Origin of the sequence: Kitasatospora sp. NPDC056446 (genome assembly GCF_042796115.1) — a bacterium.
Lineage (GTDB): Bacteria > Actinomycetota > Actinomycetes > Streptomycetales > Streptomycetaceae > Kitasatospora.
Genome location: NZ_JBHTRF010000070.1, coordinates 1 through 26,851, shown reverse-complemented (window position 1 = coordinate 26,851; position 26,851 = coordinate 1). Strand labels below are relative to the sequence as shown.

The 26,851-nt window shown below is 72.1% G+C and carries 27 protein-coding genes; 16 read left to right on the top strand and 11 right to left on the bottom strand.

Translation table 11 applies throughout. From position 1 onward, the window contains the following. Nucleotides 1-150: 150 nt before the first annotated feature. The gene (locus ACFQ6N_RS31530) at nt 151-861 is read left to right on the top strand and encodes a hypothetical protein (RefSeq protein WP_380656452.1); all 711 of its coding nucleotides are present in this window, start codon (nt 151-153) and stop codon (nt 859-861) included. A 62-nt stretch (nt 862-923) separates the two neighbouring features. Here ACFQ6N_RS31530 and ACFQ6N_RS31525 read toward each other — a convergent pair whose 3' ends face one another. Then, on the bottom strand, nt 924-1,688 hold the full coding sequence (locus ACFQ6N_RS31525; protein WP_380656492.1) for a HEAT repeat domain-containing protein: 765 nt from the start codon (nt 1,686-1,688) through the stop codon (nt 924-926). A 281-nt stretch (nt 1,689-1,969) separates the two neighbouring features. Here ACFQ6N_RS31525 and ACFQ6N_RS31520 point away from each other — a divergent pair, with 281 nt between their 5' ends. Together ACFQ6N_RS31520 and ACFQ6N_RS31515 are read left to right on the top strand one after the other, a co-directional pair. Beyond that, nucleotides 1,970-2,521 (top strand): YbaK/EbsC family protein, encoded by a 552-nt coding sequence (locus ACFQ6N_RS31520; RefSeq protein WP_380656489.1) that lies wholly within the window; start codon nt 1,970-1,972, stop codon nt 2,519-2,521. A 188-nt stretch (nt 2,522-2,709) separates the two neighbouring features. After that, nucleotides 2,710-3,183, top strand: coding sequence for a nucleoside deaminase (locus ACFQ6N_RS31515; protein WP_380656449.1), 474 nt, complete (start codon nt 2,710-2,712; stop codon nt 3,181-3,183). A 130-nt stretch (nt 3,184-3,313) separates the two neighbouring features. Here ACFQ6N_RS31515 and ACFQ6N_RS31510 read toward each other — a convergent pair whose 3' ends face one another. The 3 genes from ACFQ6N_RS31510 to ACFQ6N_RS31500 form a co-directional block, all read right to left on the bottom strand. Next, nucleotides 3,314-3,913: a CGNR zinc finger domain-containing protein gene (locus ACFQ6N_RS31510; protein WP_380656445.1), complete on the bottom strand. Its 600-nt coding sequence runs from the start codon at nt 3,911-3,913 to the stop codon at nt 3,314-3,316. Nucleotides 3,914-4,159: 246 nt separating this feature from the next. Beyond that, on the bottom strand, nt 4,160-5,011 hold the full coding sequence (locus ACFQ6N_RS31505) for an MBL fold metallo-hydrolase (RefSeq protein ID WP_380656443.1): 852 nt from the start codon (nt 5,009-5,011) through the stop codon (nt 4,160-4,162). Nucleotides 5,012-5,155: 144 nt separating this feature from the next. Then, nucleotides 5,156-5,593 carry a nuclear transport factor 2 family protein gene (locus ACFQ6N_RS31500; RefSeq protein ID WP_380656440.1) on the bottom strand — a complete coding sequence of 146 codons (438 nt, stop codon included), beginning with the start codon at nt 5,591-5,593 and terminating at the stop codon, nt 5,156-5,158. Nucleotides 5,594-6,191: 598 nt separating this feature from the next. Here ACFQ6N_RS31500 and ACFQ6N_RS31495 point away from each other — a divergent pair. Further along, a complete protein-coding gene (locus ACFQ6N_RS31495; protein ID WP_380656436.1) occupies nt 6,192-6,557 on the top strand; it encodes a hypothetical protein in 366 nt (121 codons plus the stop codon). 88 nt (nt 6,558-6,645) lie between these two features. On the opposite strand, the gene ACFQ6N_RS31490 is transcribed toward ACFQ6N_RS31495, so the two are convergent. Continuing rightward, nucleotides 6,646-7,569: an LLM class flavin-dependent oxidoreductase gene (locus ACFQ6N_RS31490; RefSeq protein ID WP_380656433.1), complete on the bottom strand. Its 924-nt coding sequence runs from the start codon at nt 7,567-7,569 to the stop codon at nt 6,646-6,648. A 621-nt stretch (nt 7,570-8,190) separates the two neighbouring features. Between ACFQ6N_RS31490 and ACFQ6N_RS31485 the strand changes: the two genes are divergently transcribed. The 5 genes from ACFQ6N_RS31485 to ACFQ6N_RS31465 are packed head-to-tail and all read left to right on the top strand — an operon-like array spanning nt 8,191 to nt 13,316. Beyond that, entirely contained in the window at nt 8,191-8,466 is a 276-nt protein-coding gene (locus tag ACFQ6N_RS31485) for a glycosyltransferase (protein ID WP_380656430.1), read from the top strand. Then, the gene (locus ACFQ6N_RS31480; RefSeq protein ID WP_380656427.1) at nt 8,463-9,968 is read left to right on the top strand and encodes an NAD(P)/FAD-dependent oxidoreductase; all 1,506 of its coding nucleotides are present in this window, start codon (nt 8,463-8,465) and stop codon (nt 9,966-9,968) included. Before ACFQ6N_RS31485 ends, ACFQ6N_RS31480 begins: the two co-directional genes overlap by 4 nt. Continuing rightward, nucleotides 9,965-11,383, top strand: a complete 1,419-nt coding sequence (locus tag ACFQ6N_RS31475) for an aspartate aminotransferase family protein (RefSeq protein ID WP_380656424.1) — start codon at nt 9,965-9,967, stop codon at nt 11,381-11,383. Before ACFQ6N_RS31480 ends, ACFQ6N_RS31475 begins: the two co-directional genes overlap by 4 nt. Beyond that, nucleotides 11,380-11,832: a hypothetical protein gene (locus ACFQ6N_RS31470; protein ID WP_380656421.1), complete on the top strand. Its 453-nt coding sequence runs from the start codon at nt 11,380-11,382 to the stop codon at nt 11,830-11,832. Before ACFQ6N_RS31475 ends, ACFQ6N_RS31470 begins: the two co-directional genes overlap by 4 nt. Further along, entirely contained in the window at nt 11,829-13,316 is a 1,488-nt protein-coding gene (locus tag ACFQ6N_RS31465) for a GMC family oxidoreductase N-terminal domain-containing protein (RefSeq protein ID WP_380656418.1), read from the top strand. The genes ACFQ6N_RS31470 and ACFQ6N_RS31465 overlap by 4 nt, the downstream gene beginning before the upstream one ends. A 60-nt stretch (nt 13,317-13,376) precedes the next feature. Here the strand turns inward: ACFQ6N_RS31465 and ACFQ6N_RS31460 are convergent, their stop codons facing one another. Then, nucleotides 13,377-14,516, bottom strand: coding sequence for a PucR family transcriptional regulator (locus tag ACFQ6N_RS31460; protein ID WP_380656416.1), 1,140 nt, complete (start codon nt 14,514-14,516; stop codon nt 13,377-13,379). An 87-nt stretch (nt 14,517-14,603) separates the two neighbouring features. On the opposite strand from ACFQ6N_RS31460, the gene ACFQ6N_RS31455 reads away from it, so the two are divergent. Beyond that, complete coding sequence (locus ACFQ6N_RS31455; RefSeq protein WP_380656413.1) at nt 14,604-15,683, top strand: ferredoxin reductase; 1,080 nt, start codon at nt 14,604-14,606, stop codon at nt 15,681-15,683. Between the two features lie 5 nt (nt 15,684-15,688). Further along, nucleotides 15,689-16,807: a fatty acid desaturase family protein gene (locus ACFQ6N_RS31450; protein WP_380656411.1), complete on the top strand. Its 1,119-nt coding sequence runs from the start codon at nt 15,689-15,691 to the stop codon at nt 16,805-16,807. 69 nt (nt 16,808-16,876) lie between these two features. Here the strand turns inward: ACFQ6N_RS31450 and ACFQ6N_RS31445 are convergent, their stop codons facing one another. Continuing rightward, entirely contained in the window at nt 16,877-17,287 is a 411-nt protein-coding gene (locus ACFQ6N_RS31445) for a hypothetical protein (protein ID WP_380656408.1), read from the bottom strand. A gap of 59 nt (nt 17,288-17,346) precedes the next feature. Next, entirely contained in the window at nt 17,347-18,408 is a 1,062-nt protein-coding gene (locus tag ACFQ6N_RS31440) for a hypothetical protein (RefSeq protein WP_380656406.1), read from the bottom strand. 135 nt (nt 18,409-18,543) lie between these two features. Between ACFQ6N_RS31440 and ACFQ6N_RS31435 the strand changes: the two genes are divergently transcribed. The 3 genes from ACFQ6N_RS31435 (at nt 18,544) to ACFQ6N_RS31425 (ending at nt 21,452) form a co-directional block, all read left to right on the top strand. Beyond that, entirely contained in the window at nt 18,544-19,482 is a 939-nt protein-coding gene (locus tag ACFQ6N_RS31435; protein WP_380656403.1) for a MerR family transcriptional regulator, read from the top strand. A gap of 246 nt (nt 19,483-19,728) precedes the next feature. After that, nucleotides 19,729-20,829: a protein kinase family protein gene (locus ACFQ6N_RS31430; protein ID WP_380656400.1), complete on the top strand. Its 1,101-nt coding sequence runs from the start codon at nt 19,729-19,731 to the stop codon at nt 20,827-20,829. A gap of 170 nt (nt 20,830-20,999) precedes the next feature. After that, nucleotides 21,000-21,452, top strand: coding sequence for a nitroreductase family deazaflavin-dependent oxidoreductase (locus ACFQ6N_RS31425; protein WP_380656487.1), 453 nt, complete (start codon nt 21,000-21,002; stop codon nt 21,450-21,452). A 603-nt stretch (nt 21,453-22,055) separates the two neighbouring features. On the opposite strand, the gene ACFQ6N_RS31420 is transcribed toward ACFQ6N_RS31425, so the two are convergent. Beyond that, complete coding sequence (locus tag ACFQ6N_RS31420; RefSeq protein WP_380656398.1) at nt 22,056-22,520, bottom strand: hypothetical protein; 465 nt, start codon at nt 22,518-22,520, stop codon at nt 22,056-22,058. A gap of 338 nt (nt 22,521-22,858) precedes the next feature. On the opposite strand from ACFQ6N_RS31420, the gene ACFQ6N_RS31415 reads away from it, so the two are divergent. Together ACFQ6N_RS31415 and ACFQ6N_RS31410 are read left to right on the top strand one after the other, a co-directional pair. Next, on the top strand, nt 22,859-24,394 hold the full coding sequence (locus tag ACFQ6N_RS31415; protein ID WP_380656395.1) for an aldehyde dehydrogenase: 1,536 nt from the start codon (nt 22,859-22,861) through the stop codon (nt 24,392-24,394). Then, entirely contained in the window at nt 24,391-25,107 is a 717-nt protein-coding gene (locus tag ACFQ6N_RS31410; protein ID WP_380656392.1) for a gamma-glutamyl-gamma-aminobutyrate hydrolase family protein, read from the top strand. Before ACFQ6N_RS31415 ends, ACFQ6N_RS31410 begins: the two co-directional genes overlap by 4 nt. 73 nt (nt 25,108-25,180) lie before the next feature. On the opposite strand, the gene ACFQ6N_RS31405 is transcribed toward ACFQ6N_RS31410, so the two are convergent. Beyond that, nucleotides 25,181-25,759 carry a MarR family winged helix-turn-helix transcriptional regulator gene (locus tag ACFQ6N_RS31405; RefSeq protein ID WP_380656389.1) on the bottom strand — a complete coding sequence of 193 codons (579 nt, stop codon included), beginning with the start codon at nt 25,757-25,759 and terminating at the stop codon, nt 25,181-25,183. A gap of 144 nt (nt 25,760-25,903) precedes the next feature. Beyond that, entirely contained in the window at nt 25,904-26,749 is an 846-nt protein-coding gene (locus tag ACFQ6N_RS31400) for a fumarylacetoacetate hydrolase family protein (protein WP_380656387.1), read from the bottom strand. Nucleotides 26,750-26,851 lie beyond the last annotated feature (102 nt).

The window sequence follows — 26,851 nt, the reverse complement described above, 5'->3', positions numbered from 1 at the left end:
GGCAAATCGCCCGGCCGGTGCCATCCCCCGCCTCGTTTGACCTCGCGCACGCCGTACCGAGAGCATGGCCGCGACCGCCGGGGAGGGCTCGTGACGCAAGGTGCCGTTCGTCAGAAATCGAAGCGCGGACGACGGAACAGCTTGACCGCCGTGGCTGCCATAGCCGTTCTCGGCGGCGGCTTCGCGATCGACGCTTGGATGAACCGGGACTCCGGGACCAAGGTCCACGAAGGACCCGTGGCCGGCTACCCGCTGCTGGTCGGCTCGGACGGCCGGACCCTGACACTCAGCATCGGCTGGAGCTGCGAGAAGCAACCCGAGCTCGTGGCCCGGGAGAGCGCCGGCGCGGTGAAGGTCTCCCTGCGGCACACGGTCGCCTCGGGGTTCTGCGACCCGGGCGGCTACGGACAGATCACCACCCACCTCAACAAGCCGCTCGGGAGCAGGGCGCTGAACGACACCACCGGCAAGCCCGCCGTCCACTTCGACGAGCGCACGTTCCTCCGGCCCGCGTTCCTGCCGGAGAACTGGTACCCCTACCCCACCGGCAGGATGGCCCAGGTACCCGGCCTGGCCGCGCTCCCGACCGACACCCCGGCCTGGGCCGTCGGGTACCGGCTGGGAACGGGACCCGAAGCGGGATCCCTGATCATCAGCCAGATCCTCCGGAACAGCCCACCACCGGACGGCCGGGCCACCAGCGTCAAGGGCCACCCCGCGACCATCACACCATCGAATCCCGATGGCGGGCCCCGTTCGCTGACCTGGTCGGACGGGACCTACACCTTCGTCGTCACCACCGGCGGCCCCCCACGGCTCTCCGACGAGGAACTCATCCACGTCGCGGAGAGCCTCGGGTAGCCGACACCACGCCGGCCCGGTGCGTGGAGTACGTGAAGCCGGAACGGACCTACGGAGCATGCCTACGGGTCGATACCGGCGTCCTCGGGGGTATCCGGGTCACGCAGATCCGAGGCGTCAATCCAACAGATCGTCGCCACCAGACCGGGAGCCTTGTCGGTCGCTTCGGCTGCAAGAAGTGCCCAGTCCCGGCAGTCGGCGACGATCCGAGCCCAGGACAACCGGCGGTCGATGTCCCAGTCGATGCCTGGGCCGTGGCCCCCAAAGGCCCCGTTGTCCTCCTTGACCCGCCACACCTGGAAACAGAGCACCGCCTGATCGTGAGCGGCGAGATCCTCGATGACCTCGGCGAGGTGGGCCGTCGGCCATGCCGGGTCCAGGCCACCCAGCGAGGTCCGCAGTGCGGCGGCCCGGGGCGGGATCACGACCTCGCGGGCTCCGAGATCCGTCAGGGCCCAGCGAAGTGCCACTCCTTCGCTGTCGTCGGGGGCCTCACCTCGCTGCCGGAAGGCGTCATAGGCCCGTTGAAGAGCCGGCACGGCTCGCTGGATCTCCAGGTCCGCCACAGCCTCGGCCGCCCACTGGCGGACGGTGGCGTTCTCGCTGTCCAGCAGGTCGATCAGGACGTCTCCCGGCCGCGGATCCTTCAGCGCGGTGAAGACGTCGATGGCGCAGAGCTGCCCGAAGGCCCCGAGGTGAGGCGCTGCCGCGATCAACTCGTCCAGCACCTCCGGCCCCATGGCGATCAGCGCATGCTGGGCATCTTCTGCCACCTCGCTCGAATCCGCGTCCAGCTCGCCGACCCGCTGAGCAACCCTGCCGTCCATGGTCACGGAGTCTGGCTCATCCGATCCACCACGACCAGTCGATTATCCGGAGGCCTCGCGCCCGGGGCAGACGCGAGCCCTCGGCCCTGCCCTCCGGGACTCCCGGCTCGCACGAGAGTGAGCACCGCAGGTATCGGTCTTCCGTGCGCGATGGGCGCCCTGTCGGGCAGCCCGGCTGTCACAGCGGCCGGCGCGTCCGGCACGGCGTCGTCGCAGCTCACGCATCCGGTGGTCCGACCAGGGCAACGGGCCGCGCTACAGTCCGTTTCATGAGTGAGTCCATGCGCCCTCCCTTCGGAAACTTCACGGCCGTCTTCGCGGCGCTGGAGGTCTGTGGCGACCTCGCCGTTCCTGTGGCCGACGCCCTGAAGAACTGGGACGCCCGGGAGGCGGCCGAGTCCGTGCTGTACGTGGACACCGATCCCGAGAAGGCGGACACGGCGGTGTTCTGCGAGGTCTACGAGGTGGCGCCGGAGCTTTCCGCGAACTGCGTGGTGGTCGCGGCCAAGCGCGGCGGGGAGGTCACCCTGGCCGCGTGCCTCGCGCTTGCCGACACCCGGGTGGACGTGAACAAGGCCGTCCGTACGCACCTGGGGGCTCGGAAGGCGTCGTTCGCCCCGATGGACACGGCGGTCGACCTGACCGGCATGGAGTACGGCGGTATCACCCCCGTCGGCCTGCCGGGCGCATGGCCCCTGCTCATCGACGAGGCGGTGGCCGCGGCCCCGTACGTTCTGGTCGGCAGTGGCCGGCGTCGGGGCAAGCTCATCCTCCCCGGCTGGGCACTGGCCCAGCTGCCGGGCGCCGAGGTGCTGGTCGGCCTGGCCGGCTGAGAGCCCGAGCTGCCGGGGTCCGGACGGCCTCCGCGCCTCGGCTGCGGCCGGCCGGCACCGCCTCGGCCGCCTTGGTCCGCCGGCCCGGTGCCTGCGCCCGGTCCGCCCCTGCGCCGTAGGGGCGGTGCTGCTGGAGCGGGTTCTGTCATACGTATAACCTTCCGTCATCCGCTATCGAGGAGTACGTCATGACCGATCAGATCCGCGCCCACCTGCTCGCGGCCATCGAGCTGGCGGCGAGCGCTCGGGAGCACGGCAACCACCCCTTCGGCGCCCTGCTCACCGACTCCGCCGGGGAAGTCCTGCTCACGGCCGAGAACACCGTGCTGACCGACCGCGACGTCACCGGCCATGCGGAGACCAACCTGGTGCGGCTGGCCTCGCGTACGCTCACCCCGGCCCAGCTCACCGACGCCACGCTGTACACGAGTACGGAGCCGTGTGCGATGTGTTCCGGCGCGATCTACTGGAGCGGCATCCCGCGAGTCGTGTACGCGCTCGCGGCGAGTGAGCTGAACGTCCTCGCGGGAGTGGATCCCGAGGAGCCGCTGCTCGATCTGCCGTGCCGCCAGGTCTTCGCGGCCGGAGGGAACACCGTGGAGGTGTCGGGGCCGTACCTCTACACGGAGGCCGCCGCCGTGCACGCCGCCTACTGGGGGTAGCCGACGCGACCGGATCGAAGCAGCGGGCCGACGAGCCGCCACCGCAGTCGACGGGGGGCCTGCGGGCCCGCGTCTGCGCCCCGGACCTCCTGGACCCCGCGACCCTCCCGAACCTCCCGAACGTCCCGGATCAGTGTCCGCCGGCGCGCCGGCGGGCCCGGTAGGCACGCAGGTTGGCGGTGTTTCCGCAGGTCTTCACGTCGTGCCAGACGCCGCTGTTGTTGCGGGAACGGTCGAAGAACGCCACCTTGCACCGGGGGTTGCGGCAGGTCTTCAGACGGCGGCGGGTGTCCGCCCGCTGTCCCTCGAAGGCGGCCGCGACGACCAGCGAGGCCAGGCGCCGCCATCCGGTGCCGCGCGGTTCGAGCCGCACCAGGCCGTCCTCGCCGAGCTGGAGCGCGGCGGTGGCGGTGTACAGGACGGACACCGCAGCCCCCGCGTCCTGTGCGGCACCCGGCTCCGAGCCGATGAGCGCCTGCAGATCGTCGCGGAACGCCCGTACCTCCGCGAGGCTGTCGGCGTCGAGGACGATCTCGGGAACGGCCTGCCCGACGCCCTCCGACCACCGGGCTGTCGCTTCGTCCACCCATCGCTGGGCGGCCTCGACGTTCCCCAGAAGGTCGGGCTCGCGGGGCGAGCCGGCCGAGATCGTGTTGAGCAGGTCCTGGACAAGGCCGAGGCTGCCCGGCGCGGCTTCGAGGTCGTACCGCGCGGTCGCGGGCCACGGCATGGCGGATGACACCTCCTGGAGGGCTGACTGGCCTCTTCATCTTTTCACAGGGCTGGAGAGAACCTCGGCGGGCCGGAGACCGGTGGCCGAGGGCAGGTCCCCGGGGCCCACCAGATCCTCACCCGGACGAACGCGAGGCCGCTGGGCACCGGCTCCAGGCCGTGCCGGGCCGTGGCCGCCCGGGCCGTGGCCGCCCGGGCCGATTCGGACACCGCCTTCCAGCAGGACGAAGGATTTTGAGGCGTTTCAGGATCCGAGGAGGCCGACCGCGCCGTACCACAGCGGCCCCGGGTTGAGGCGGGTGCCGTGGAGCCGCATCATCCGGTCGAAGAACTCGCGTGCGGTGGGCTTCTCGTCGAGCAGGCGCCGGGCGTCGCGCAGGTACTGCCGGGTCTCCTCGATGATGGCGGGGTCGTCGGGGCGGTCCTGGTTCTTGTGGCCGGCGACGACGGCGCGCGGTTCGAGCGCGGCGATCCGGTCGAGGGCTTCGAGCCAGGCCGTCAGGCCGCCGTCGCCGCCTTCGAGGATGTAGGGGTGGACGTCGTTGTAGGCGACGTCCCCGGCCACGACGAGGCCGATCGAGGGCACGTGGAGGAAGGTGGTGTCGTCGGTGTCGGTGTGCCCTGCCTCGTACGCCGTGACGACGTTGCCCTCCAGGAGGAAGCCGTCCGCGGGGATCGGCCGGGCCAGGACGGGGGTCGCCGGGATCCGGCCGGGGAAGACCCTGTCCCACATCTGCCCCCGGCCCGCCGTGGCCTGCTGGTGCATCATGCGGATCGTGCCCTCGGTCGCGTAGGCGACGGCGCCGGGGAAACGCTCGACGAGCTGCCCGGTGCCGAACCAGTGGTCGCCGTGCCCGTGGGTGGCGTAGATGACCGCGAGCCGCTTGCCGGAGCGCTCGACCCAGTCGCCGACCTGCCGGATCTGGTCGTGGGTGAACGGCGGGTCGACCAGGACGGCGTCCCGCTCGCCGTGGATCAGGGTGGACGTGATCGGCGAGGACACGATGGGGGTGCCGTCGGGCATCCGCTGGTCGCCCGCGCGGGGAGCGCCCGGCGAGACGAAAGCCTCGTAGGACAGGGGGGTGGGTGTGGCCATGGCGGCCACCTCCTTTCGGCGGACTCGGCCGCGGTGTAGTCGGTGGTGCGGGGGATACCGAGCCAGGACGGCACGGCCGGCACGGACAGCACGTCGAGCAGCGCGCCGCCGCCGTTCGCGGCGAGGGACGGGCGCGCCCGCGGGTCAGGCGCGGTGGAAGTGGTCGCGTCCGACGGCATCGCCGACGCGGTTGCCGAGTTCGTCGGAGAAGGCCAGCAGGTTGTCCAGCGGGCGGTGCTGGATGACGGCGCGGGCGATCCTGCCCTCGTCGTCGACGGTCAGGATGGTGGAGCCGCGCAGTTCCTTGCCGCCGAAGGCCTTCGCCTCCCACTCGATGCAGGTGCGGGTCCCGTCGCTGATCTCGTACGTGAAGACGAGCGCTTCGTAGATGCCGCTGGCGGCGCCCATGACCTGCTTGACGTTCTCACGCCCCCGGACGGGGCTGCGCAGCGCGCTGGCCTCAAGGACGACGTCCTCGGCGAACGCCGCGGCGAAGGCCTCGGCGTCCTTGGCGGCGAACGCCTTGGTCCAGGGCTGGGCCTTGACCTCGTCGCTGGTGTTCGTCCTGGCGGTGGAACTCATGGGGGTCACTCCTGCTCTGTGGTGCGAGGCGGTCCGAGCCTGGGCTGCGATGATTCCCGCCTCGATGGCTACGTAATAACCATAATCCTTTTACCTCTGTCGTCAATGAGCATCAAGCGCCGCCATTTCGATCTTGTAGCCGCTAGGAACACGGATGGTGTCCATGATCTCGACCCTTGCCGGACACGAGCTTGTGGCTTATGGCTCTTTCACTCGGTGAGCTGTGGCGACACCCCGAGGCGCACCGGCCCACCAACGCGATGACGCGGAGTACCGCAGATGATCAGCGTGCGACGGCCGGCACGCGTCCCCTTGAGCCGCGGGTCGCACCGACTGTCGCCGGGCCTTGACACTGCGTCACAGGCCGAGAACCCTTGGTGTCGAACTCCAGGGACGCGAGGGGCACGGCATGCCATGGGTTGACGAGAGCAGGCGCCATCAGGGTTTCCCGGCGGCGGTGTTGGCGGACGGCAGTGAGCCGGCGCCGTTGCCGGACGGGCGTACCACCTGGTGGCTCTACAACGGTGCGGATGGCCCTCGGGCCGTTGCGGTGCGCGGTGGTTGCAGTTGCGGCTGGCGGGGTGAGCGGACGCACCTGTTGGACTTCGGTGACGACGGGGCGACCGAGGCGGTGGGCGAGGCCACCGGTCCGTTCGCGGACTGGGAGTGGCACGTCGACCTGGTCGAGGGGGTGGTGCCGCGCGAGGTCGAGGAACTGCTCGCGGCGCTGGTGGACCGGATCTGCGATCTGACGGAGAGCAAGCCGTACGCCGCCGCCCGTGCGGCCGCCCGGTTCGAGCGCGCCGCCGGTTCGACCGCGCTGCTGGCCGGCCGCATGGCCCACAACAGCCTGATGACCTGGGAGTACATCGGCCGCGCCTTCGGCTGCGGGCCGGAGCAGGCGCGGGAGCGGTTCGGCGAGACACCGCACGATGCCGACCAGGGTGATGAGGGCGGCCTCTGAGCTGTCAGTACCCCTGGCGGGGTCGGTGCGTGGCGAGGTTGCGAACCGGAGGCGACACGAACAACCATGCCCGGGGCGGCGGGTGAGGTCAGGGACGGCCGTCGGAGGAGGCGGTTCCGACGGGATCGGCTCCCGAATCGGCGGGAACAGGGGGTCCGGATTCGATCCGGGCGCGGACGAGGTCGACCGGGCCCCGGAACCAGCCCAGTTTCTCCACCCACCAGGTGAGGCCGGCCGCCCGGTACGGGGCGACGACCATGGCGTCGGCGTCCCGCCGGAGCCCGGCCGTCCGGCCCTCCATGACGACGTCGAACGGCCCGTTCCGGACGGCCTGTTGGGCACGGACGTAGGAGACCACGGCTTCCAGGTCGGCCGGGGGCATCATCTGGGTGTGGCCCACCCCGGCCCGAGTGGGGAAGACACCGTCCCAGTGCGCGGCCCGCCGCATGGGGCGTCGCGAGGGCCAGGTGCCGGCGATCCACACCGGGATGCGCGGACGTTGCGGGCTCACCGGCTGGAAGGCGAGGTCCGTGACCGTGAACCAGCGGCCGTGGAAGGTGAACGGCCGCCCCGCCCACAGCCCGTCGAGGACCTGGAGGGCCTCGTCCAGCTTCTCCGCACGCACCCGTGGGTCCGGATCCTGGCCCAGCGCCCGGAACTCGGCGGAGGAGGACCCCAGGCCGGCGCCGAAGATCAGCCGTCCGCCGCTGAGAAGGTCCAGCGCGACGGTCGCGCGGGCGACTTCGGCAGGACGCTTGAGGGCGAGCACGCTCACCATGACGCCGAGTCGCAGGCGCTCCGTGTCGGCGGCGATCGCGGCGAGGGTGGTCCACGAGTCGGTGACGTGCTCGTCCGGGTGTTCCGCGACCTGGCCGTCCCAGAGGAAGAAGCCGTCCCAGCCGGACCGCTCTGCCAGCGCTCCCAGTTCGCGGAGCAGTCGGGGATCCGCGTACTCGCGCCTGTTGGGCAGTCCGACGGCGTAGCGCAGCGGTTGCTGTGGCGTGGCGTCCATCGGTTGTCGCCTTCCCGGTCGGACACGGCGGTCACTGACGCGACGGGTTCCAGCCTCGATGATGGCGGCCGCTCGACGACCGGGGCAACCGGACGGGCCGTCGCTCCGGTCACCTGGCCGGGTGACCGGAGCTGGGCGGGCGGAGCTGGGCGGGCGGAGACGGGTGACCGGAGCTGGGTGACCGGCGACGGGTGGCCGGAGACGGGCGGGCGGACGCCCCTGCGACGCCGTGGCCGCCTGCTGTCCCGTCGTCGGGCGATCGCCCGACCGGGCAGTCACCCGTGCCCGAATCAGAGCCGGATCTCCATGCCGCGCAGCAGGTCAGCGGTCCCTCCGCAGGCCGGGAGCCAGGCGCGGTGCTACGGTCCACTGGGAGCCTGAATCGCCGGCGGCGGTTCCGATGCCCTCGCCGCGCGGCGGCGTCCCCTTCGGCGGGACGGCACGCCACCCTCCCCTGACATCAGTGATCGACCGGAGTCCCCCGGCCGCTGCGGGTTGCGGCGGGGCGGAGGGCGCCTCCGATGCCGGCGCGGCCCGGCCTGCGCCGCCCAGACCTCCCACACCTCCCACACCCATCGCCTTCGGACGCGACAGCACCGGAGGAGTTCGAGGGGAGCAGCGATGTCCGAGAACAGCGCGGCCTCGGGGCTCGGTCCGCGGTACCTGATCAGCGTCGTGGTCCCGTGTTTCACCGAAGGGGCTGTCCTGCCCGCGACCTACGAGCGGCTGACCGCCGTGATGAGCCGTCTGGTCGGCTGCGACCACGATTTGGTTCTCGTGGACGACGGCAGCACGGACCGTACCTGGGAGGTGCTGCGGCAGCCGGTCGCCGGTGACCCCAGGGTCCACCTGGTGCGGTTCAGCCGGAACTTCGACGATCGGGCGGCGGCCTCGTGAGCGGCCCGACGGCGGGCGCGGGACGGCAGGACGGCCGGGCGCCCGCCCCGGCGCCCGGCGACGAGGTCCTGGTGATCGGCGGCGGGTTCACCGGCCTGGCCGCCGCCCACGAGCTCGCCCTGGCCGGGGTGGCCTGCCGGGTGCTGGAGCGTGAGCCGTACGTCGGCGGCCTGGCGGGGTCGTTCGAGGTCGGGGGAGCCCGGCTCGAACGCTTCTACCACCACTGGTTCTCCTCCGACCTGGAGATCCGGGGGCTGTGCGCGGAACTCGGCTGCTCCCACCTGCTCCAGCCGCACCGGACCCGGACCGGCGTCTACTACGCCAACTCGGTGTACCGGTTGTCGAGCCCGTGGGACGTGCTGCGCTTCGCCCCTCTCCCGCTGCCCGACCGGGTCCGGCTGGGCTGGTCCGCGGTGCGCGCCCACCGGGTGAAGCACTGGCGGGACCTGGAGGACCTCACGGCCCGCGAGTGGCTGGTGGAGCTGAGCGGGCCACACGTCTACGAGACGGTCTGGCGTCCGCTGCTGGAAGGCAAGTTCGGCCAGTACGCGAACGAGGTCGGCGCCACCTGGATGTGGACCAAGCTCCACCTGCGCGGTGGCAGCCGGTCACACAGCGGCCGCGAGGTCCTCTACTACCTGCGGGGTGGCTGCGCCGCCCTGCTGGACGCGTGGGTCTCGCGCCTCACCGAACTGGGGGTCCGGATCTGCACGAGCACCCCGGTCCGGCAGGTGCTGACCGACGCCCACGGGGTGTGCGGGGTCCGCACCGGCAGCGGCGTACTGCCCGCACGGCGGGTCCTGGCCACCACGGCACCGGACCTGCTCGCCGGCTTCCTCGACCCCGCCGCCGGACCACCGCCCCATCCGGACGTGCCCGCCGTCCGCCGGCGGCTGTCCGGCATCCCCTACCTCGCCAATCTGTGCCTGGTGCTGCAGAACGACCGGTCCCTGTCGGACACCTACTGGCTCAACGTCACCGACCCGTCGTTCCCCTACGTCGGCGTCATCGAGCACACCAACCTGGAGGCTTCCGACGCCTACGCCGGGCGCCACCTGGTCTACCTGTCCGCCTACCTCCCGACCAGCGCCGAGCTGTACCGGATGGACGACGACGCGGTGTTCCACGCCAGCCTTCCGCACCTGAGCCGGATGTTCCCGCAGTTCCGGCGCGACTGGGTCCGGCGCCACCACGTCTGGCGGGCCGATCACGCCCAGCCGGTCATCACCCCGCACTACTCCGACCGCATCCCGGCGATGGAGACCGACGTGCCGGGGCTCTACCTGGCCGGCATGGCCCAGGTCTACCCCCAGGACCGGGGCACCAACTACGCCGTGCGGCAGGGGCGGCACGCCGGCCGCCTGATCGCCGACCGGATGCGCACCGCCCCCCACACCGATCCCCGCACCGCCCGCCGCATCGACCCCGACCCCGACCCACGGCTTCCGGACGCCGGGTACGGCACGGGTCCGCGGTCCGGCCCCGAGGAGGGGACGCCATGAACTCCCTGATCAGCACCGAGGACTGCGAGCGGATGCCCATCGCGCGGGTGCACGAGCTCTACCGCCGTCATGTCAGCCGGGGCCAGGTGACGCTGCTCTCCGCCTTCGGCTTCGGCCGCGATGTCGTGGACAGCGCCTCGGGCTGCTGGATCACCCTGCGCGACGGGCGGCGGGTCCTGGACTTCACCGGCGGGATCGGCGTCCTGAACCACGGCCACAACCACCCCCGCATCCTGGCCGCCCGCCGACGCTTCCAGGAACTGCGGCGCATGGAGGTGCACAAGAACTACTTCTCACCGTACGTCGCCGCACTCGGGCACAACCTGGCCCAGCTGCTGCCCGCGGACCTCGACGTCAGCTACTTCCCCAACTCGGGCGCGGAGGCCGTCGAGGGCGCCCTCAAGATGGCCTACAAGTACCACCGCGGCCATCGCGGCACCGTCCTGCACTCCGACATCGCCTTCCACGGCAAGCTGCTCGGCGCCGGAAGCCTGACCGCCTCGCCGGAGGTGCACTTCACCTTCCCGAGGATCCCCGGCACGGACGGTTTCGCCTTCGACGACCTCCCCTCCCTCGAACTGGCCCTGGAGCGGCACACCACGCCCGAGGGCGGCAGCGACGTCTACGCGCTGGTCCTGGAACCCTTCAGCGCCTCCAGTCTCCGCGAGTGCTCGGAGGAGTTCCTGCGCGAGGCGCGCCGGCTGTGCACCGAACACGACATCGTCCTGGTCTTCGACGAGGTCTACACCTCCTGGGGCAGGACCGGTTCGCTCTTCCACTTCATGCGCCACCCCGGCCTCGTCCCCGACGTGGTGACCACCTCCAAGTCCTTCGGCGGCGGCAAGGCGTCCATCTCCGGCTACGTGGCCAGGGAGCCCGTCTTCCGCCGGGCCTACGACTCGCTCCCCGACGCCACCCTGCACAGCACCACCTACTACGGATTCGGGGAGGAGACGGTCACTGCCCTGGAGGCCGTGGCGATCGCGGTCGAGGACGACTACCCCGCCCGGGCCCGCCGCCTCGGCGATCGGCTGCGCCGCGGCCTCACCGCCCTCGCCGCCCGCCACCCGCAACTGATCGCGGAGGTGCGCGGCGCCGGCGCCCTCCAGGGCGTCGTCCTGCGCCACGGTCCGGCCGCCCTCGGCCACGCGCTGCGGCTGCTGCCGTCCTCCTTCGCGCGCGACCCGCAGGCCGGGGCCAAGCTGGCCACCGCCGCCGTGGTCGCCGCCCTCTACCGCGACCACGGTGTGCTCACCTACTACGGCTCCAACCGTGACCTCCCCCTGATCGCCGCGCCCCCGCTGGTGGCCGAGGACTCCGACGTCGACCTCTTCCTGGCGGCCCTGGACGCGGTACTGGCCAAGGGCATGCCCCGGCTCCTGGCGGGCCTGGTCAGGGAGAAGATCACCGCATGAACTCCCCGCCGGCCCGGCCCGCACCGCCCGCCGAAGGGTTCCGTACCGCGCGGGAGCACCGCCGCCTGCGGGTCTGGGAACGGCGCGTGCGCTCCGCCGGGCTCCCGCCGCTCTGGGCGGACCGCTGCACGGCGCTGTCCGAACCGGCCCGCCAGGCCGCCGCGGTCCGGCACACGGCCGCCACCTTCGCCGCCCTCCCGAAGCCGTACCGCCTGGTCTTCGCCCTGCTGCTGCGGGTGTTCCCGGTCGCCGCAGTCCTCGCCGACCCGACGGGCCCGCTCCGGGGCGCCTCGGACCGGGGCGCCTCGGACCGGGCCCGTCCGCGACGGGTCGCCGACCGGCTGTCCACGGTGCCCGGCTGCGCCGAACTGCTCAGAGTGAGCCTCGCGCTGGCCCTGCACGGCGCCCTCGACGGACCCTCCGCCACGCCCCGGCAGGAGCCCCTGTGAGCAGCACCGTCCGCACCGTTCGCACCATCCGCTGCGACGCCCTGGTCATCGGCTCGGGAGCCGGAGGCAGCACCGCCGCCCTGGAGCTCGCCGGCGCGGGCCGGGAGGTCCGCGTCCTCGAGGAGGGCCCCCTCGTCCCGCAGGCGCGGATCACCCGGGCGTCCCCGGCGGAGAACCTGCGCCTGCTCTACCGCCAGGGCGGTCTGGTGCCCATCCACGGCGCGCCCACCATCCCCTTCGGGGAGGGGCGTTGCGTCGGGGGGACCACCGTGGTCAACGGAGGGCTGCTCTGGCGCCCTCCCGAACACCTGCTGGAGTGCTGGGCGTCCGCAGGCGTCGACGGCTTCCGGGCCCACCACCTCGCCCCCCACCTGGCCGAGGCGGAGCGGCGCCTCGGTGTCGTCGACCAGCCGCCCGGGCAGGGAAACCGCGACTCGGTGCTGCTCGCCCAGGCCGCCGACCGGCTCGGCTGGCGCTGGGCACCGGCACGCCGGGCGGTACGAGGCTGCGGGCACGCCAACCGGTGCGTCACCGGCTGCCCCACCGGGGCCAAGCAGAGCATGCTGGTGAGCTACCTGCCCGCCGCCGAACGGCTCGCGGCGGTCATCGAGCCCGACACCCGGGTCGTCCGGCTCGAACACGACGGCACCCGGGTCACGGTCGTGCACGCCCTGCGCGACGGCCACCGCCTGCGCTACCTCCCGCGGACGGTGCTCCTGGCCGCGGGCCCGATCGGCAGCGCGCTGCTGCTGCGGCGCAGCGCCATCGGCGGACGCGGCCCCGGCCGGGCCATCGCGTTCCACGTCAACTTCCGTACGGTGGCGCGGTTCGGCGAATCCGTCCGCGCCACCGAGGGCACCATCTTCACCGCGCAACTGCAGGAGTTCGCCGACCGGGGTGTGCGGGTGATGCCCGCGAACCTCACTCCGGGGTCGCTCGCCGCGGCGCTGGCCGCCCACCCCGCCGGGACCGTCGACCGGATGCTGGCCCAGCTGGACCGGATCGCGGTCTACACGACCCAGGTCAGCGTCCAGGGCACCGCCCGGCTGCTGGCCGTACCCGGGCTCGGCGCGGTCCTGCGGCACCGCCTGACCGGGAGCGACCGGGACCTCCTCCGCTCCGCCTTCCGGCACACCGCCGAACTCCTCATGGAGGCCGGCGCGGTCGAACTGCTGCCGCCCGCCCCCGCCTGCCTGACCACCGCCGCGCGGGCGGCCGACTTCGCACTGCACGGCCGGCCCGAGAGCTGGGACCTGATCTCCGTCCACGCCATGGCGTCCTGCCGGATGGGCCCACCCGCCCTGGGCGGAGTGTGCGACGCCCAGGGACGCCCGCACGGCTTCACGAACCTGCGGCTGTGCGACGCGAGCGTCCTGCCGGGCGCCACCGGTATCAGCCCGCAGGAGACCATCATGGGCTTCTCCCACCTGATCACGGCCCGCTACCTGGACCAGCCCACCGGCCACCGGCCCGGGGGCACCTGAGCAGCCGCCGTCGGCCCGAGCCGGCCCGCTCGCGGACGGGAGACCTGCCGGGCGGACGTGTCAGCCGGCCCGGAGGCCCACGGCCAGGGTCAGTTCGAGGACGCGGTCCGGCGAGGCGAGGTCCGGGAACAGCTCCCGCAGCTGCGACATCCGGTACCGGACCGTCTGCGGATGGACGAACAGCGCCGCCGCCACCTCGTCCCGCCTGCCCTGGTGCAGCAGCCACGCCCGCAGCGTCTCCTCCAGCCGTCGCGCGGTCGCGGCAGGCAGGGCCCGCAGCGGTGCGAGGGCTCGGGCGCGCAGGTCCGCGAACGCGTCCGCGTCGGCGCTCAGCACCAGCTCGGGCAGGTGGGCCTCGGTGTCGCGGATCTCGGCGGAGAGGGAGCGCGCGCGTACGGCCCGGGCGTACGAGGCGGACGCGCGGGTCCATGGCCGGGCCGGGCCGACCACGGCGGTGCGGTCGGTCAGCTGCCGCAGGAGGTGTGACCGGTCGGCGTCGGGGACGAGCAGTACTCCGGTGGCGTCGGGCAGGTCGTCGAGGACGAGGGTGCCCGGGTCGAGCACGCGGTAGGCGGGCCGGGCCTGGGCGGCGGGCAGCAGGACCACGGTCAGCGAGACCGGGGGCTGCCACGCGGCCCGCTGCACGGAGGCCAGCAGCACGTCCGGGCTCGCGTCGGTGAGGAGGTCGCGGGCCAGGTGTTCCAGGTGGCGCTCGTGCGCCCTGCCCCGGGCGGCCAGTTCGTCGGCGTGGCCCGCGGCGCTCGCGGCGGAGAGCTCGTCGATGTAGGCGAAGGTCAGCTCGGCGAACCTGGCGACCTCGGCGGCGGGCAGACCCGCGGGTACGGCGCCCGCCGCCAGGGACCGCCATGCCACCCGGGCGCCGACGCGGTAGGCGCTGAGCAGCGCGTCCATCGAACGGCCGTCGCGCACCTCGCCGCGGCCCAGCTCGTAGGCCGCGTCGCCGGCGTCGCCACCCGTGGCGTTCCCGCTCGCGAGGTCCAGGTAGTGCCCCAGGGCGGTGCGGACGGCCCGGCGGATGGTCGCGCCCATGCGGCCCGAAAGCGCGTTGGCATAGGGCGGGACCTCGTCGATGATCGCCCGGACGACCTCGTCGGCGGTGGCCGCCAGCGCGGCCCGAAGCGCGGTGACCGTCGTCTCGTCCAGGACCGGTTCGCCGGCCCTCCTGATTGCATGGCTCACGTTTTTGTTCCCTGCGAACAATTCGGCCGACCAGATTCACGTCCTACGGTCAGGACTTTACGCCCCTAGGCGCAGCAAGCTGGAGTCATGACGAGTGCAGCCCTCCGCAACAGGGCATGGAAGCTGCTGGAGATGGTCACGACGCCGCTGTTGCCGTCGGACTACCTCGACCTGGTCAGCCCGCTGCGCGCGGGCGCCGACCTGCGTGGGCGCGTCGAGGCCGTGCACCCCGAGACGGCTGACGCCGCGACCGTCGTGATCAGGCCGGGACGGGGCTGGCGCGGCCACACGGCCGGTCAGTACGTGCGGATCGGGGTCGACGTCGACGGGCGGCGCCTGTGGCGTGGCTACTCCATCACCTCGCCGACACACCGCCGGGACGGCCGCATCACGATCACCGTGAAGGCGGTCCCGGACGGCAAGGTCAGCAACCACCTCGTCCGCAGGGCGACACCGGGCACGCTGGTCCGGCTCGAACAGCCGACCGGTGACTTCGTGCTGCCGCAGGCCAAGCCCGCCAAGGTGCTCTACCTGACGGCCGGCAGCGGCATCACGCCCGTGATGGGCATGCTGCGCGACACCGAGGTCGACGACGTCGTCATGGTCCACTGCGCGCCACGGCCGCAGGACGTGATCTTCCGCGACGAACTGCACGGCCTGGTCGCGGACGGGAAGCTGCGCCTCACCGAGGTGCACACCGGCACGGACGGCCGGCTCGACATCGCCCGCCTCGGCGAACTCGTGCCCGACTGGGCCGAGCGCGAGACCTGGGCCTGCGGGCCCGAGGGCCTGCTCGACGCCGCGGAGGAGCACTGGACCGGGCACGACGTCCGGGAGCGCCTGCACACCGAACGGTTCCGCCCCCGCACGATCGTCTCCGGCGTCCTCGGCGACGGGGGCGGCAACAGCGGCGGCGAGGTCACGTTCAGCGCCACCGGCAAGACCGTCGATGCCAACGGCACCACGCCGCTGCTGGACGTCGGCGAAGAGGCCGGCGTGCTCATGCCCTCCGGGTGCCGCATCGGCATCTGCTTCGGCTGCGTCACGCCGCTCAAGGCGGGCGCCGTCCGCGACCTGCGCACCGGCGAGATCACCGAGGCCGAGCCGGGTGTCCTCATCCAGACCTGCGTGTCCGCCGCGGCGGGCCCCTGCGACATCGAACGGTAGGCACCTTGACCGCCATCGACCCCACCGCCCACCTGACCGCAGCGCAGATCGAGGAGCTCGGCCGCGAGCTGGACGCGATCCGCGACGAGGTGCTCGCCGACCGCGGCGAGAAGGACGCCGCCTACATCCGCAAGGTCATCTCGGCGCAGCGCAAGCTCGAACTGGCCAGCAGGGGCGTGCTGCTGTTCTCGATCTTCCCGCCCGCGTGGCTGCTCGGCACCGCCGGCCTGTCCGTGGCGAAGATCATGGAGAACATGGAGATCGGCCACAACGTCCTGCACGGCCAGTGGGACTGGATGCGGGACCCGAAGATCCACTCCACCACCTGGGAGTGGGACCACGTCTCGCCGTCCGAGCAGTGGAAGCACTCGCACAACGAGCTGCACCACACGTACACCAACGTGATCGGCAAGGACAACGACCTCGGCTACGGCATCATGCGCGTCGACGAGGACCAGCGGTGGCACCCGTTCCACCTCGGCCAGCCGCTGTGGAACTTCATCAACGCCTGCTTCTTCGAGTACGGCATCGCGGCGTACGACCTGGAACTCGGCAAGAACCTGCACAAGCGCCGCCGCAAGGACCCGGAGTTCCGCGCCCGGGCCAGGGCCGTGGGCCGCAAGATCCGCAAGCAGGTGCTCAAGGACTACGTGATCCACCCGCTGCTGTCGGGCCCGTCCTTCCTCACCACGCTCGCCGCCACGTTCACCGCGAACCTGGTCCGCAACATCTGGTCCCACTCGGTGATCATGTGCGGGCACTTCCCCGAGGGCGTACAGGTCTTCGAGCGCCGGTCGATCAAGGGCGAGACGCGCGGCCAGTGGTACCTGCGCCAGATGATGGGCTCCGCGAACATCAGCGGCAGCAAGGCCATGCACTTCATGACCGGCAACCTGTCCCACCAGATCGAGCACCACCTGTTCCCGGACCTGCCGAGCAACCGGTACGCCGACGTCGCGGTGAAGGTGCGCGCGCTGTTCGAGAAGTACGAGCTGGACTACGTCACCGGGCCACTGCCCAAGCAGGTGTTCTCCGCGTGGCACAAGGTCTTCCGGCTCTCACTCCCGAACAAGAAGCCCAAGGTCACGACGCCCGACCCCGAGAAGGAACTCGTCACGGCCTGATCCCCGGCACCGGGTTCGGCCGGATGGAGGTTCGAGCCCCCGGGCTCTCACGACAGTGTCCGCCCGGTGCTACGCGGGGCGAAGAGCAGGGTCGATCTCGGCCAGGATCTCGTGCAGCTGACGAGCCCCCAGCGCCACGCGGTCGTCGGTGTCCCGCAGCATCTCCTCGCACAGCCGCATCGCGTCGTCCCGGTCCTCGGAGAAGATGCCGAGCACATCGAGGATCGCGGTATGGATCCAATCGCTGTGATTCGAGTCGGCGACCGCCAGTGCCGAGGCGACCACCGCCAACCCGATCCTGTCCATTCGCCGGAGCAGGGCTCCCGCGGTCGCCCGGGTGACGAAGGTGTCACCCGGGTCGAGCACGAGCTCCAGCAGTGGCCCGAGGGCCTCCCGCATCTCGGCGAAGCCCGCCAGGCCGCGACCGGCGTCCGCCCGGTCGCGGTAGTCGTGGCTTCGCCCGAGCTCACGGAGCGCCACGACAGCCTCATGCCGCCGGTCCCTGTCCACTGCTCGCCCGTTCCTCCCGCGTCTTCCGGTCAGGCCCGGAGACTGACCACGCCGTCGGCGAGCCGCAAGAACTGGCGGGCGCCTGGGTGGTAGTGCGTGGGCGAGAAGCCGGGGACGGTGCCCAGGAGCTTCCCCTCGGTCGGATCCCATATCGACAGGTCTGCGTCAGCACAGCTGAACAGGTGGGTGCCGTCGCTGAAGAAACGTCCGGTCGGGCCCTCGAACGCAAGGAGCTCCACGGCCGTCGGCATCCGCCACATCCCGCTCTGACCGGTTCGACTCGTATCGAAGATCCGTACCCCCGGCCGCATGACATCGTCGGCGTCGCCGAGACCCTCGACGGCGACCCGGGTCGAGTCGATCCAGGTCATGGCGTGATCCCAGTAGTACTCCCGACCGCAGACATCGACCCGGCTCGGACCGTCCTCGGACTCCCAGACGTTGCCCTCGATCCACTGGTCGAGATCCCACACCGCGGGGATCCCGACCGGATGCCACATCCAGCCGTCATCCAGGATCCGCTTCCCGTCAGGGCTCACATACAGCGAGCCGTGGAAGTAGTCGAGGTGGTGTTCCGGCACGGCATCCGGGTTTGCGGGCGCGGGGAGCGAGCGATCGGTCAGCAGCGCCCCCGTCTGCGCGTCCGACACGTCCAGCCGGTTCCACGCCGTGCGGTGGATCACTACGCAACGCCCACGACTGTGCGCGAACTCCAGTGAGAACGGCACTGTCTCCTCGTCACCACCCTGGTTGTCCAAGGCCAGAGTCACCTCGCCGGTCCGGAGGTCGACCACCTCGCCGAAGCGGCCGTAGTCATTGACCACCGCGGCGAACATGCCGTCGTGGGAGGCGTGCAGGCGCCTGCGGAGGTGACGGCCGTTCCATGGCTCGCGATCGGATTCCGCCGCCAAGGTGATGGCTCCGACAGTCTCGTGGTCACCGGTCGCCACGTCCCACCGGCTGATCGTGCCATCCTCACTCAGCGTCAGCCACACGGGGCGATCGCGATCGCGCACCGGTGCCAGATCGGTGACAGCACCCAACCGCGGTGGCACCGGGACCTCACGGACGGCGTCGTTGCCACCGATCATCACTGCCCCCGATTCCCCGACACTCCCCCGACCGAACCGACAGCGTATCCGGGTGTGGCTCACGGCCCGATGCTCGCCCGTTGGACAGGCGACCGGGCTTGAGTCTCCCGTAGGGGGAGACGCCAGGGTAGGGGCATGGACGGCGACACGCTTTACCCGATCGGCGAGCTGGCTCGGCGGACCGGTCTCACGGTCAAGACCATTCGGTTCTACTCCGATCGCGGAATCGTGACGCCGACGGACCGCAGCCCGGCCGGCTACCGCCGGTACGACGTCGACGCCGTCGCGCGCCTGGACCTGGTGCGGACCCTGCGGGACCTGGGGCTGGACCTTCCCACGATCCGCAGGGTCGTCGAACGGGAGCTCTCGCTCACTGAGGTCACCGCGGCGCATGCCGAAGCACTGGCGGTGCGGATCGGCATCCTGCGCCTGCGGCACGCGGTGCTGACCACGGTGGCCGAGCGCAGACTCACTCCCGAGGAGACCGAACTCATGCAACAGCTCGCCCGGCTCTCCGAGGACGGACGCCGACGTCTCATCGGTGACTTCCTCGACGCGGTCTTCGACGGTCTCGGCGCCGACTCGGCGTTCGCAGGGGTCAAGCGCTCGATGACCCCCGAACTGCCCGACGACCCCGAGGCGGAGCAGACCCGGGCCTGGGTGGAGTGGGCCGAACTGGCCCTGGACCCCGACTTCCGGGCCGGCCTGCGACGAATGGCCGAGGATCTGGCGGCCGAGCGGGCACAAGGCGACACCACGGGCCCGCGCCGCGACTTCGCCGCAACCGTCCGTGACCTGGTCGCCCCGGCCCTGGCGGCGGGCGTCGAGCCGGCCTCGCACCGGGCCGATCCGATCGTCGCGGCGTTCGCGGCCCACTACGCGCACGTCCACGGCCGCCCTGACGACGCCGAGCTTCGCCGGCGGCTGCTGCTTCGGCTGGAGAGCGTGAACGACCCCCGCAGGGACCGGCACCTCCGGCTGCTCGCGGTGATCAACAGCTGGCCCGCTCCGGAGAGTCTGGCGCCCGTGCTCGACTGGTCCCTCGAAGCCGTGCGCGTTCGGATGCCGCGGTAGCGGGCCGGGGACCGTCGGTGCCCGGCCCGAACGCCGGCGCGTACGATCGGCCGGTGAACGGCACCGTCATTCGCGGCCCTTGAAGCGCAACCCGATTCAGCCCGTGGGCAGTCGGTCGGCCATGTGGTCCTCAAGGACGTAGCCGGCGCAGGCGCCCCCTCGACGGTGCGGTGAAGCGCGTACGCCACCGTCGATGACGTTCGAGTCCACACCGACGCCCCGGTTCGGGGCACCGAGGAGCCGTCGATGCGCCACCCCGAGTCCCGGCACGCCGCCCGTCTGGCTGCCTACGGGACCGTCGCCACCCGGCTGTCGCTGCTGAGCGACCGGCGACTCGGCGAGGTCGTGGCGTCCGCGCCTCCGGTCGGATCCGGCATCGGCGGCAGGTCTGCGGAGCTGGACATCGACGGGACGCGGGTCTTCGTCAAGCGGGTGCCGTTGACGGACGTCGAGACCCGGCCGGAGAACATCCGGTCCACGGCGAACCTCTTCGGGCTGCCGATGTTCTACCAGTACGGCGTGGGCTCGGCCGGGTTCGGTGCCTGGCGGGAGCTGGCCGTCCACATCATGACCACCCACTGGGTCCTGGGGAGGGAGTACGAGGGCTTTCCCCTGATGTACCACTGGCGCGTCCTGCCCGACTCCCCTCCCGAGGGCTTCGTGGACGAGTTCGGGGGCATCGACGGAGCGGTCGCCCACTGGGAGGGCTCTCGGGCCGTGCGCGAGCGGCTGGAGGCCATCGGCCGGTCCTCCCGCAGCCTGGTGCTCTTCCTCGAACACGTGCCGCAGACACTCGGCGGGTGGCTGCACGAGCAGCGGGAGCAGCGGGAGCAGCACGAACAGCGGGAGCACGCGGCGCCGACCGGCACCGGCTCCCCCTACCCGTGGGCGGAGGACTCCTTGACGCGGGGAGCGGCATTCATGAGCTCTCGCGGGCTCGTGCACTTCGATGCCCACTTCCGCAACATCCTCACCGACGGCCGGCTGATCTACTTCGCGGACTTCGGGCTGGCCCTGAGCTCCCGTTTCGAACTCTCGACGGAGGAGGAACAGTTCCTGGCCGACCACCTCCGGTACGACCACCACTACACCGCGAGCCATCTGATCCACCACCACCTCGTCGACCGCCTTCGGGGCGACAGGGAGACGGACGTGTTCCTCCAGGAGTGGATCGCCGGTCGGAGGCCCGACGGTGTTCCGCCGGAGATCGCCGCGATCATCGAGCGCCATGCCGGGGCCGCCGCCGTCCTGGACCGGTTCCACCGCCGGCTGCTCTCGGAGAGCAAGCGGACACCGTTCCCGGGCCCCGAACTCGACCGTCCCGCACAGGTCCGCCCCGGGCCGTGAGACCACCCGAACGGCTGCCGCCCCTGGAACGGACACCTGGGGTGGCGCCCGATATGCTCCCTCAGCCGGGGGTGCCTCCGACCGGAGTGGGGACAAGGGCCTCGACGGCCCTGCCCCCCGACCAGCTGTCGGACACCGCACTTCATGACGTGACGATGGGGTTGAATCCGATGCCTCTTGAGGGCGAGTACGAGCCGAGTCCGGCGCAGTGGGTGCGCGATCAGGTGGAGCTGTACGAGAGTTCGGGCGGCACGCAGGGATTGACGCTCTGGGACACGGGCCTTCCCGTCATCATCCTCACGACGCGCGGCGCGAAGAGCGGCAAGATCCGCAAGACCCCGTTGATGCGCGTGGAGCACGAGGGGCGGTACGCGGCCGTGGCCTCGAAGGGCGGCTTCCCGCGTCACCCAGTCTGGTACTTCAACCTCAAGTCCGACCCGCACGTGGAACTCCAGGACGGGCCCGTGCGAATGGACATGACGGCCCGTGAGGTCACCGGCGACGAAAAGGCCGAGTGGTGGGAACGCGCGGTCGCCGCGTACCCGCCGTACGCCGAGTACCAGGAGAAGACCGACCGGGTGATCCCCGTCTTCGTGCTGGAGCCCGAGCCCGGGCAGGCGTGAAAGTAGGTCACCTCGCGGGTGCGCTTGTCGGTCGCCGGAGCCGGCCGGCCCGTCCCCGCTCGGCCCCGCCGCCGATGTCGGCCCGGACCCACTGCACGCCGGTCACGCCACCACCCGGCCACGGTCGCCGGTCGTCCCGTTTCCGGAATTGGCGGCCCCGGGCTCACGGCCACCGGGATCGCGATGGGGAAACGCCCGATCGGGGTGCCTCATCGGACATGTTCCACGGAATTCTGTGCGCACAGCCGTCCTTGTCATGGATCTCATTGGTGCCCGTATGCGGCCGTGATTCCCGTGTCCGGAATGCGGGCACGTCTACGGTGCGTTCGAGTTCATCCAGCAGGGAATCCACCAGCACGGCCGGGAGATCGCCGAGGCCGCGCTGACGATGGACAACGCCTGCGTGCTCCGGGTCAATCCCAATTCGATTCCCGTCTGCCCGAACTGCGGCTTCGTGATGAGGGGGGGCGTCGGAGGCTCATTACTACATTTGCAGGCAGTACGGATGCTGCAGGGAGGAGTAGCCGGCGGCGGATCGCGACCTCGGCAGGAGGAGGCCCCGGAGCGGTCGTGGACCGGTCCTCCGGGGCTCCTCCGCCATGGTCAGGACTTGCCGACGCTGCCCCCGCCGGCGATCGGCGGCCCGTCGACGTACCAGGAGTTCCAGTTGCCGCTCTGGCTGCGGTCGCGGGACCACATGTGGTTGTAGTCGCCGCCGCGTGCGGTGATGGTGAAGGCGCCGCCGATCGTCTGACGGGTGATCGAGACCTTGCTCGTGAAGGAGCCGCCCAGGGAGGTCCAGTTGCTCATCTTGTGGGAGCTGCCGCTCGTCCAGCGCGTCCACACGGCCTGGTCGGTGCCGATGACGAAGATCTCGCTGTTGCCGTCCTGGAAGAAGAAGTACGTCCCGCCGTCACCGTAGTCGCCGCCGCACAGGAAGGTGCCGCCGAACTGCTTGTTGCCGCAGTGCGCCGGGACACCGATGTCGCCCGCCGACGCGGGAGCCGCCCCCAGCCCGATTCCCACGAGGGCCGCCGCCGCCGCGACAGCCGCCTTGATCTTGTTCATGTCTGCTCCTGACTGGTCGGGCGGGCCTCGTCGGCCGCCCCGGGCACCCGGGCCCCGCATCCGTCCGGCGCCCGCCCGGCGCCGTCCTGACGGGCCTTCACGGGGAGGAACGGGAGTGGCGGCCGATCGAGTTCACCCCCCGTTCCCGCAGCCACCGAAGCGACCAGAGCGACCGAAGCGACCGGGGCGGGCAGCCGGAGCAGGCGATCCGCCCCAGGGCCAGGGCAGGCGGTGGCAGAGGCCCCGGGGGCGGATCGGGTCGCCGGGTGCCTTGTGCGGAGCGGCCGGCCCGCCATATCGTTTGAGTTCAAATGTCTTGCGTTCCGCGAGGAGGACCCATGGCGGCCCCGCACACCCACGCCGACTGGCGCGCCCTGGCGGCGGCCTTCGCCCCGCCCACCGGCCACCACATCGACGGAGCGGAGGAGCCGGGCGGCGGGGCCCTGTTCGACGTCGTCTCCCCTCGGGACGGCCGGGTCCTGGCCGCGGTGGCCGACAGCGGGCAGGCCGAGGTCGACCACGCGGTGGCCGCCGCCCGCCGGGCGTTCGACCACGGGCCGTGGCCGCGGCTCGCGCCCGCCGACCGCGGCCGGGCCCTGATCCGCCTCGCCGAGCTGGTCGAACGCGACCGCGCCGCACTGGCGTTGGCGATCAGCCTGGAGATGGGCAAGCCCGTCACCGAGGCCCACGACATCGAACTGCGCGCCGTGGCCGGCACCTTCCGCTGGTACGGCCAACTCGCCGACAAGCTCACCGACGAGGCCCCGCAGGTCTCCCCCGACGCGCTGGCCCTGGTCACCCGGGAGCCGGCCGGGGTGGTCGGCGCGGTGGTGCCGTGGAACTTCCCGCTGACCCTGGCCGCCTGGAAGCTGGCCCCCGCGCTGGCCGCCGGCTGCACGGTGGTGCTCAAGCCCTCCGAACTGTCCCCGCTGTCCGCCCTGCTGCTGGCCCGGCTCGGCGCGGAGGCCGGACTGCCCGCCGGTGTGCTCAACGTCGTCGCCGGCGACGGCCCGACCGCCGGACGGGCGCTCGGCCTGCACCCGGACGTGGACGTGCTCGCCTTCACCGGCTCCACCGCCGTCGGCCGCCGGTTCCTGCACTACGCGGCCGACTCCAACCTCAAGCGGGTCTGGCTGGAGCTCGGCGGCAAGTCCCCCAACCTGGTGCTGCCCGACGCCCCCGACCTCGGACGGGCCGCCGCCACCGCCGCCTGGGGCATCTTCTTCAACCAGGGCCAGATGTGCACCGCACCGTCCCGGCTGCTGGTGCACTCCTCGATCGCCGAGGAGGTCACCGCCGCCGTCGTCGACCGCGCCCGCGCGCTGCGCGTCGGCGACCCGCTCGACCCGGCCACCGAGATGGGCCCGCTGGCGGGCGAGCGCCACCTCGGACGGGTCCTCGGCCACGTCGCCGCCGCCGCGCAGGACGGCGCCCGGCTGCGCACCGGCGGCAGCCGCGCCCTGCCTGGCAGCGGCGGCAACGGCAGCGGCAGCGACGGCGGCAGCGACGTCAGCGGCGGCAGCTACCTGGAGCCCACCGTCTTCGACCGGGTCGCCCCGGACTCCCGGCTGGCCCGCGAGGAGGTGTTCGGCCCGGTGCTGGCCGTCCTGCCGTTCGACGACCTCGACCAGGCGGTGCGGCTCGCCAACGCCACCGAGTACGGCCTCGCCGCGGGCCTGTGGACCTCCGACCTGTCCACCGCGCACCGTCTGTCCCGGGCGCTGCGGGCCGGGACGGTCTGGGTCAACTGCTACGAGGAGGGTGACCTGAGCGTCCCGTTCGGGGGGATGAAGCAGTCCGGCAACGGGCGCGACAAGTCCGTCCACGCGCTGGAGAAGTACACCGAGCTCAAGACCACCTGGATCGCCCTGTGAGGCCCCTGGTCGCGATCCCCGCCCGCTTCGCCGCCACCACCTCCGCTCTGCGGTACGCCGCCGAGGTCAACGCCCGCGCCCTGCTGGACGCCGTCTGGCGGGCCGGCGGCGAACCCGTGTCGCTGCACCCGCACGCCCCAGGCGGCACCGCCGACCCGGCCGCACTCGCCGACCGGTTGGCCCGGTTCGACGCGGTGCTGCTGCCCGGCGGCGGAGACCTGTCGCCCGCCCGCTACACCGACGAGCCGGTCCACGCCGGGGTGTACGACATGGACGCCGAACAGGACGGTTTCGACCTCGAACTCGCCCGGCAGGCCGTCGCGCTGGGCCTGCCGCTGCTCGCCGTCTGCCGGGGCCTCCAGGTGCTCAACGTGGCCCTCGGCGGCACCCTGGAACAGGACATGGGCGACCCCGGCCACCACCGCCACCTGCGCCACCGGGTCACGCCCGCTCCCGGCGGGCCGCTCGCCGCCGCCCTCGGCACCGCCGGCCTCGACGCCTCCTGCTACCACCACCAGCGGGTCGCCCGCCTCGGTGCCGGGCTGCGCCCCGCCGCCCGGGCCGCCGACGGCACCGTGGAGGCCCTGGAACTGCCCGCCGCCACCGGCTGGCTCACGGCCGTGCAGTGGCACCCCGAGGACACCGCCGACCGCGACCCCCGCCAGCAGGCGCTGTTCGACGCCCTGGTGGAGCAGGCCCGGGCAGAGAACTGACGTACCGTCAAGACCACAACGCCGCAGGCCGCTTCCCGGGGAAGGGGAGCGGCCTGCGGCGCGCCGGGGTCGGTCAGTCGGCCTTGGGCTTGCGGCCGGAGCGGCGCGGGGCCGGGCTGGCGCCCTTGAGCAGGTCGAGGCGCCGCTCCTCGCCGTGGGTCTCCACCTGGACGACGATCCGGCGCAGCGCCTCGGCGGTGGTGCGGCACTCCTCGTCGGTCAGCGGATCGGCGACGAAGGCCTCTTCGGCGTTGAAGGCGGGGAACAGGGTCCGCATGCGCTGCTCGCCCTCTGGGGTGAGGGCGAGCAGCGCGCGGCGGCCGTCGGACGGGTGCTCGGAGCGGCGCAGCAGGCCGCGGGATTCGAGGGTGCGGGCGACGCCGGTGAGGGTGCCCTTGGAGATGCCGGCCTCCTCGGCGACGTGGCGGGTCTCCATCTCGCCCCAGATCCACACCACCCACAGGACGGTGAAGCCGGTCCAGGTGAGGTCGCTGCCGCGCAGCACGGTGTTCTCGACGTGCTGGCGTACGGCGTTGGCGGCGCGGTAGATGTTGGAGACCACCGCCATCTGGTCGTGCCGGATGAGGGCCGCCCCGCCCAGCTTGGCCCGGACCCGCTTCTCGGTCTCGCCGATGCCCTGCTGCCCTGGCATTGTTCCCCTCCGGTGCTGTCCGCGTCGGTACCGGTCGACGCCGGTCGCTGTCGGTCGGCACCGGGCGATGCCGACCGGTACCGGACGATACCGGTCGCGTCGGTCGTTCGGAGTCAAAGTACACGAGCGGACGGGGCGGCGGGTTCAGCGTCGGGGAGCGCGGACGCCCCGGAACTCCCAGTCGCCGCCGAGCGCGGTGGAGAGCACTTCCTCGGAGGCGGTGGGCTGGGCGCCGACGTCGGCGCGGACCGGGACGGGGCCGGCGACGACGCGGTTGGCGAGCCGGCCGAGCCCTTCGACCTCCACCTCGACCAGGTCGCCGGGCTCGACCGGCCGGGAGTTGGCGGGGGTGCCGGAGAGCAGCACGTCGCCGGGTTCGAGGGTGATCGTGCGGGCGATGTCGGCGACCAGGTAGTGCATGTCCCATTCCATCTCGCCGGTCGAACCGTCCTGCGCCAGGCGGCCGTTGACGTAGGTGCGCAGGTACTTGCCGCGGAAGTCCCAGTCGGTGACCAGCCCGGGCCCGAGCGGGCACAGGGTGTCCGAGCCCTTGACCCGCAGCATGGACCCGGCGTCGGTGTCCCGGAAGTCGTGCAGGCCGAAGTCGTTGGCGACGGTGTAGCCGGCGATGTACCCGGCCGCCTCGTCGGGGGCGATGTTGCGGCAGGTGCGGCCGATCACGATGGCCACCTCGCCCTCGTAGTTGAGGTAGCGGCAGCCCTCGGGGCGGACGATCGCGCCGCCGTGCGCGTTGAGCGCGGAAACGGGCTTGTGGAAGTAGGTGGGGGCGGAGGTGAGCCCGATCCCGAACTCCTCGACCCGGCTGCGGTGGTTGAGGTGCACCGCGATGACCTTGGAGGGGACGACGGGCGGCAGGTGGTGGGCGTCCTCGGCGCGGACCCGCCGGCCGTCGGCGGCGACCAGGTCCTCCCCCTCGCGGACGGTGCGGACGACGGCGCCGTCCAGCAGGACGCGGCGGTACTCGGGCATGGGTGTGTCCTTAAGAATGGTTGGCGGTCCGGGAGGACCGGGTGTGGCTGATGGGTGTTTGCCGTTGATGGCTCCAGGAGAATGGCCGCCCGGTCCTCCGGG

Bases quoted from the DNA above. Each gene is read 5' to 3' on its own strand.
- ACFQ6N_RS31525 (WP_380656492.1), bottom strand. From the start codon at position 1,688: ATGGACGGCAGGGTTGCTCAGCGGGTCGGCGAGCTGGACGCGGATTCG.
- ACFQ6N_RS31520 (WP_380656489.1), top strand. From the start codon at position 1,970: ATGCGCCCTCCCTTCGGAAACTTCACGGCCGTCTTCGCGGCGCTGGAG.
- ACFQ6N_RS31515 (WP_380656449.1), top strand. From the start codon at position 2,710: ATGACCGATCAGATCCGCGCCCACCTGCTCGCGGCCATCGAGCTGGCG.
- ACFQ6N_RS31510 (WP_380656445.1), bottom strand. From the start codon at position 3,913: ATGCCGTGGCCCGCGACCGCGCGGTACGACCTCGAAGCCGCGCCGGGC.
- ACFQ6N_RS31505 (WP_380656443.1), bottom strand. From the start codon at position 5,011: ATGGCCACACCCACCCCCCTGTCCTACGAGGCTTTCGTCTCGCCGGGC.
- ACFQ6N_RS31500 (WP_380656440.1), bottom strand. From the start codon at position 5,593: ATGAGTTCCACCGCCAGGACGAACACCAGCGACGAGGTCAAGGCCCAG.
- ACFQ6N_RS31490 (WP_380656433.1), bottom strand. From the start codon at position 7,569: ATGGACGCCACGCCACAGCAACCGCTGCGCTACGCCGTCGGACTGCCC.
- ACFQ6N_RS31485 (WP_380656430.1), top strand. From the start codon at position 8,191: ATGTCCGAGAACAGCGCGGCCTCGGGGCTCGGTCCGCGGTACCTGATC.
- ACFQ6N_RS31475 (WP_380656424.1), top strand. From the start codon at position 9,965: ATGAACTCCCTGATCAGCACCGAGGACTGCGAGCGGATGCCCATCGCG.
- ACFQ6N_RS31470 (WP_380656421.1), top strand. From the start codon at position 11,380: ATGAACTCCCCGCCGGCCCGGCCCGCACCGCCCGCCGAAGGGTTCCGT.
- ACFQ6N_RS31455 (WP_380656413.1), top strand. From the start codon at position 14,604: ATGACGAGTGCAGCCCTCCGCAACAGGGCATGGAAGCTGCTGGAGATG.
- ACFQ6N_RS31440 (WP_380656406.1), bottom strand. From the start codon at position 18,408: ATGATCGGTGGCAACGACGCCGTCCGTGAGGTCCCGGTGCCACCGCGG.
- ACFQ6N_RS31435 (WP_380656403.1), top strand. From the start codon at position 18,544: ATGGACGGCGACACGCTTTACCCGATCGGCGAGCTGGCTCGGCGGACC.
- ACFQ6N_RS31430 (WP_380656400.1), top strand. From the start codon at position 19,729: ATGCGCCACCCCGAGTCCCGGCACGCCGCCCGTCTGGCTGCCTACGGG.
- ACFQ6N_RS31425 (WP_380656487.1), top strand. From the start codon at position 21,000: ATGCCTCTTGAGGGCGAGTACGAGCCGAGTCCGGCGCAGTGGGTGCGC.
- ACFQ6N_RS31420 (WP_380656398.1), bottom strand. From the start codon at position 22,520: ATGAACAAGATCAAGGCGGCTGTCGCGGCGGCGGCGGCCCTCGTGGGA.
- ACFQ6N_RS31415 (WP_380656395.1), top strand. From the start codon at position 22,859: ATGGCGGCCCCGCACACCCACGCCGACTGGCGCGCCCTGGCGGCGGCC.
- ACFQ6N_RS31405 (WP_380656389.1), bottom strand. From the start codon at position 25,759: ATGCCAGGGCAGCAGGGCATCGGCGAGACCGAGAAGCGGGTCCGGGCC.
- ACFQ6N_RS31400 (WP_380656387.1), bottom strand. From the start codon at position 26,749: ATGCCCGAGTACCGCCGCGTCCTGCTGGACGGCGCCGTCGTCCGCACC.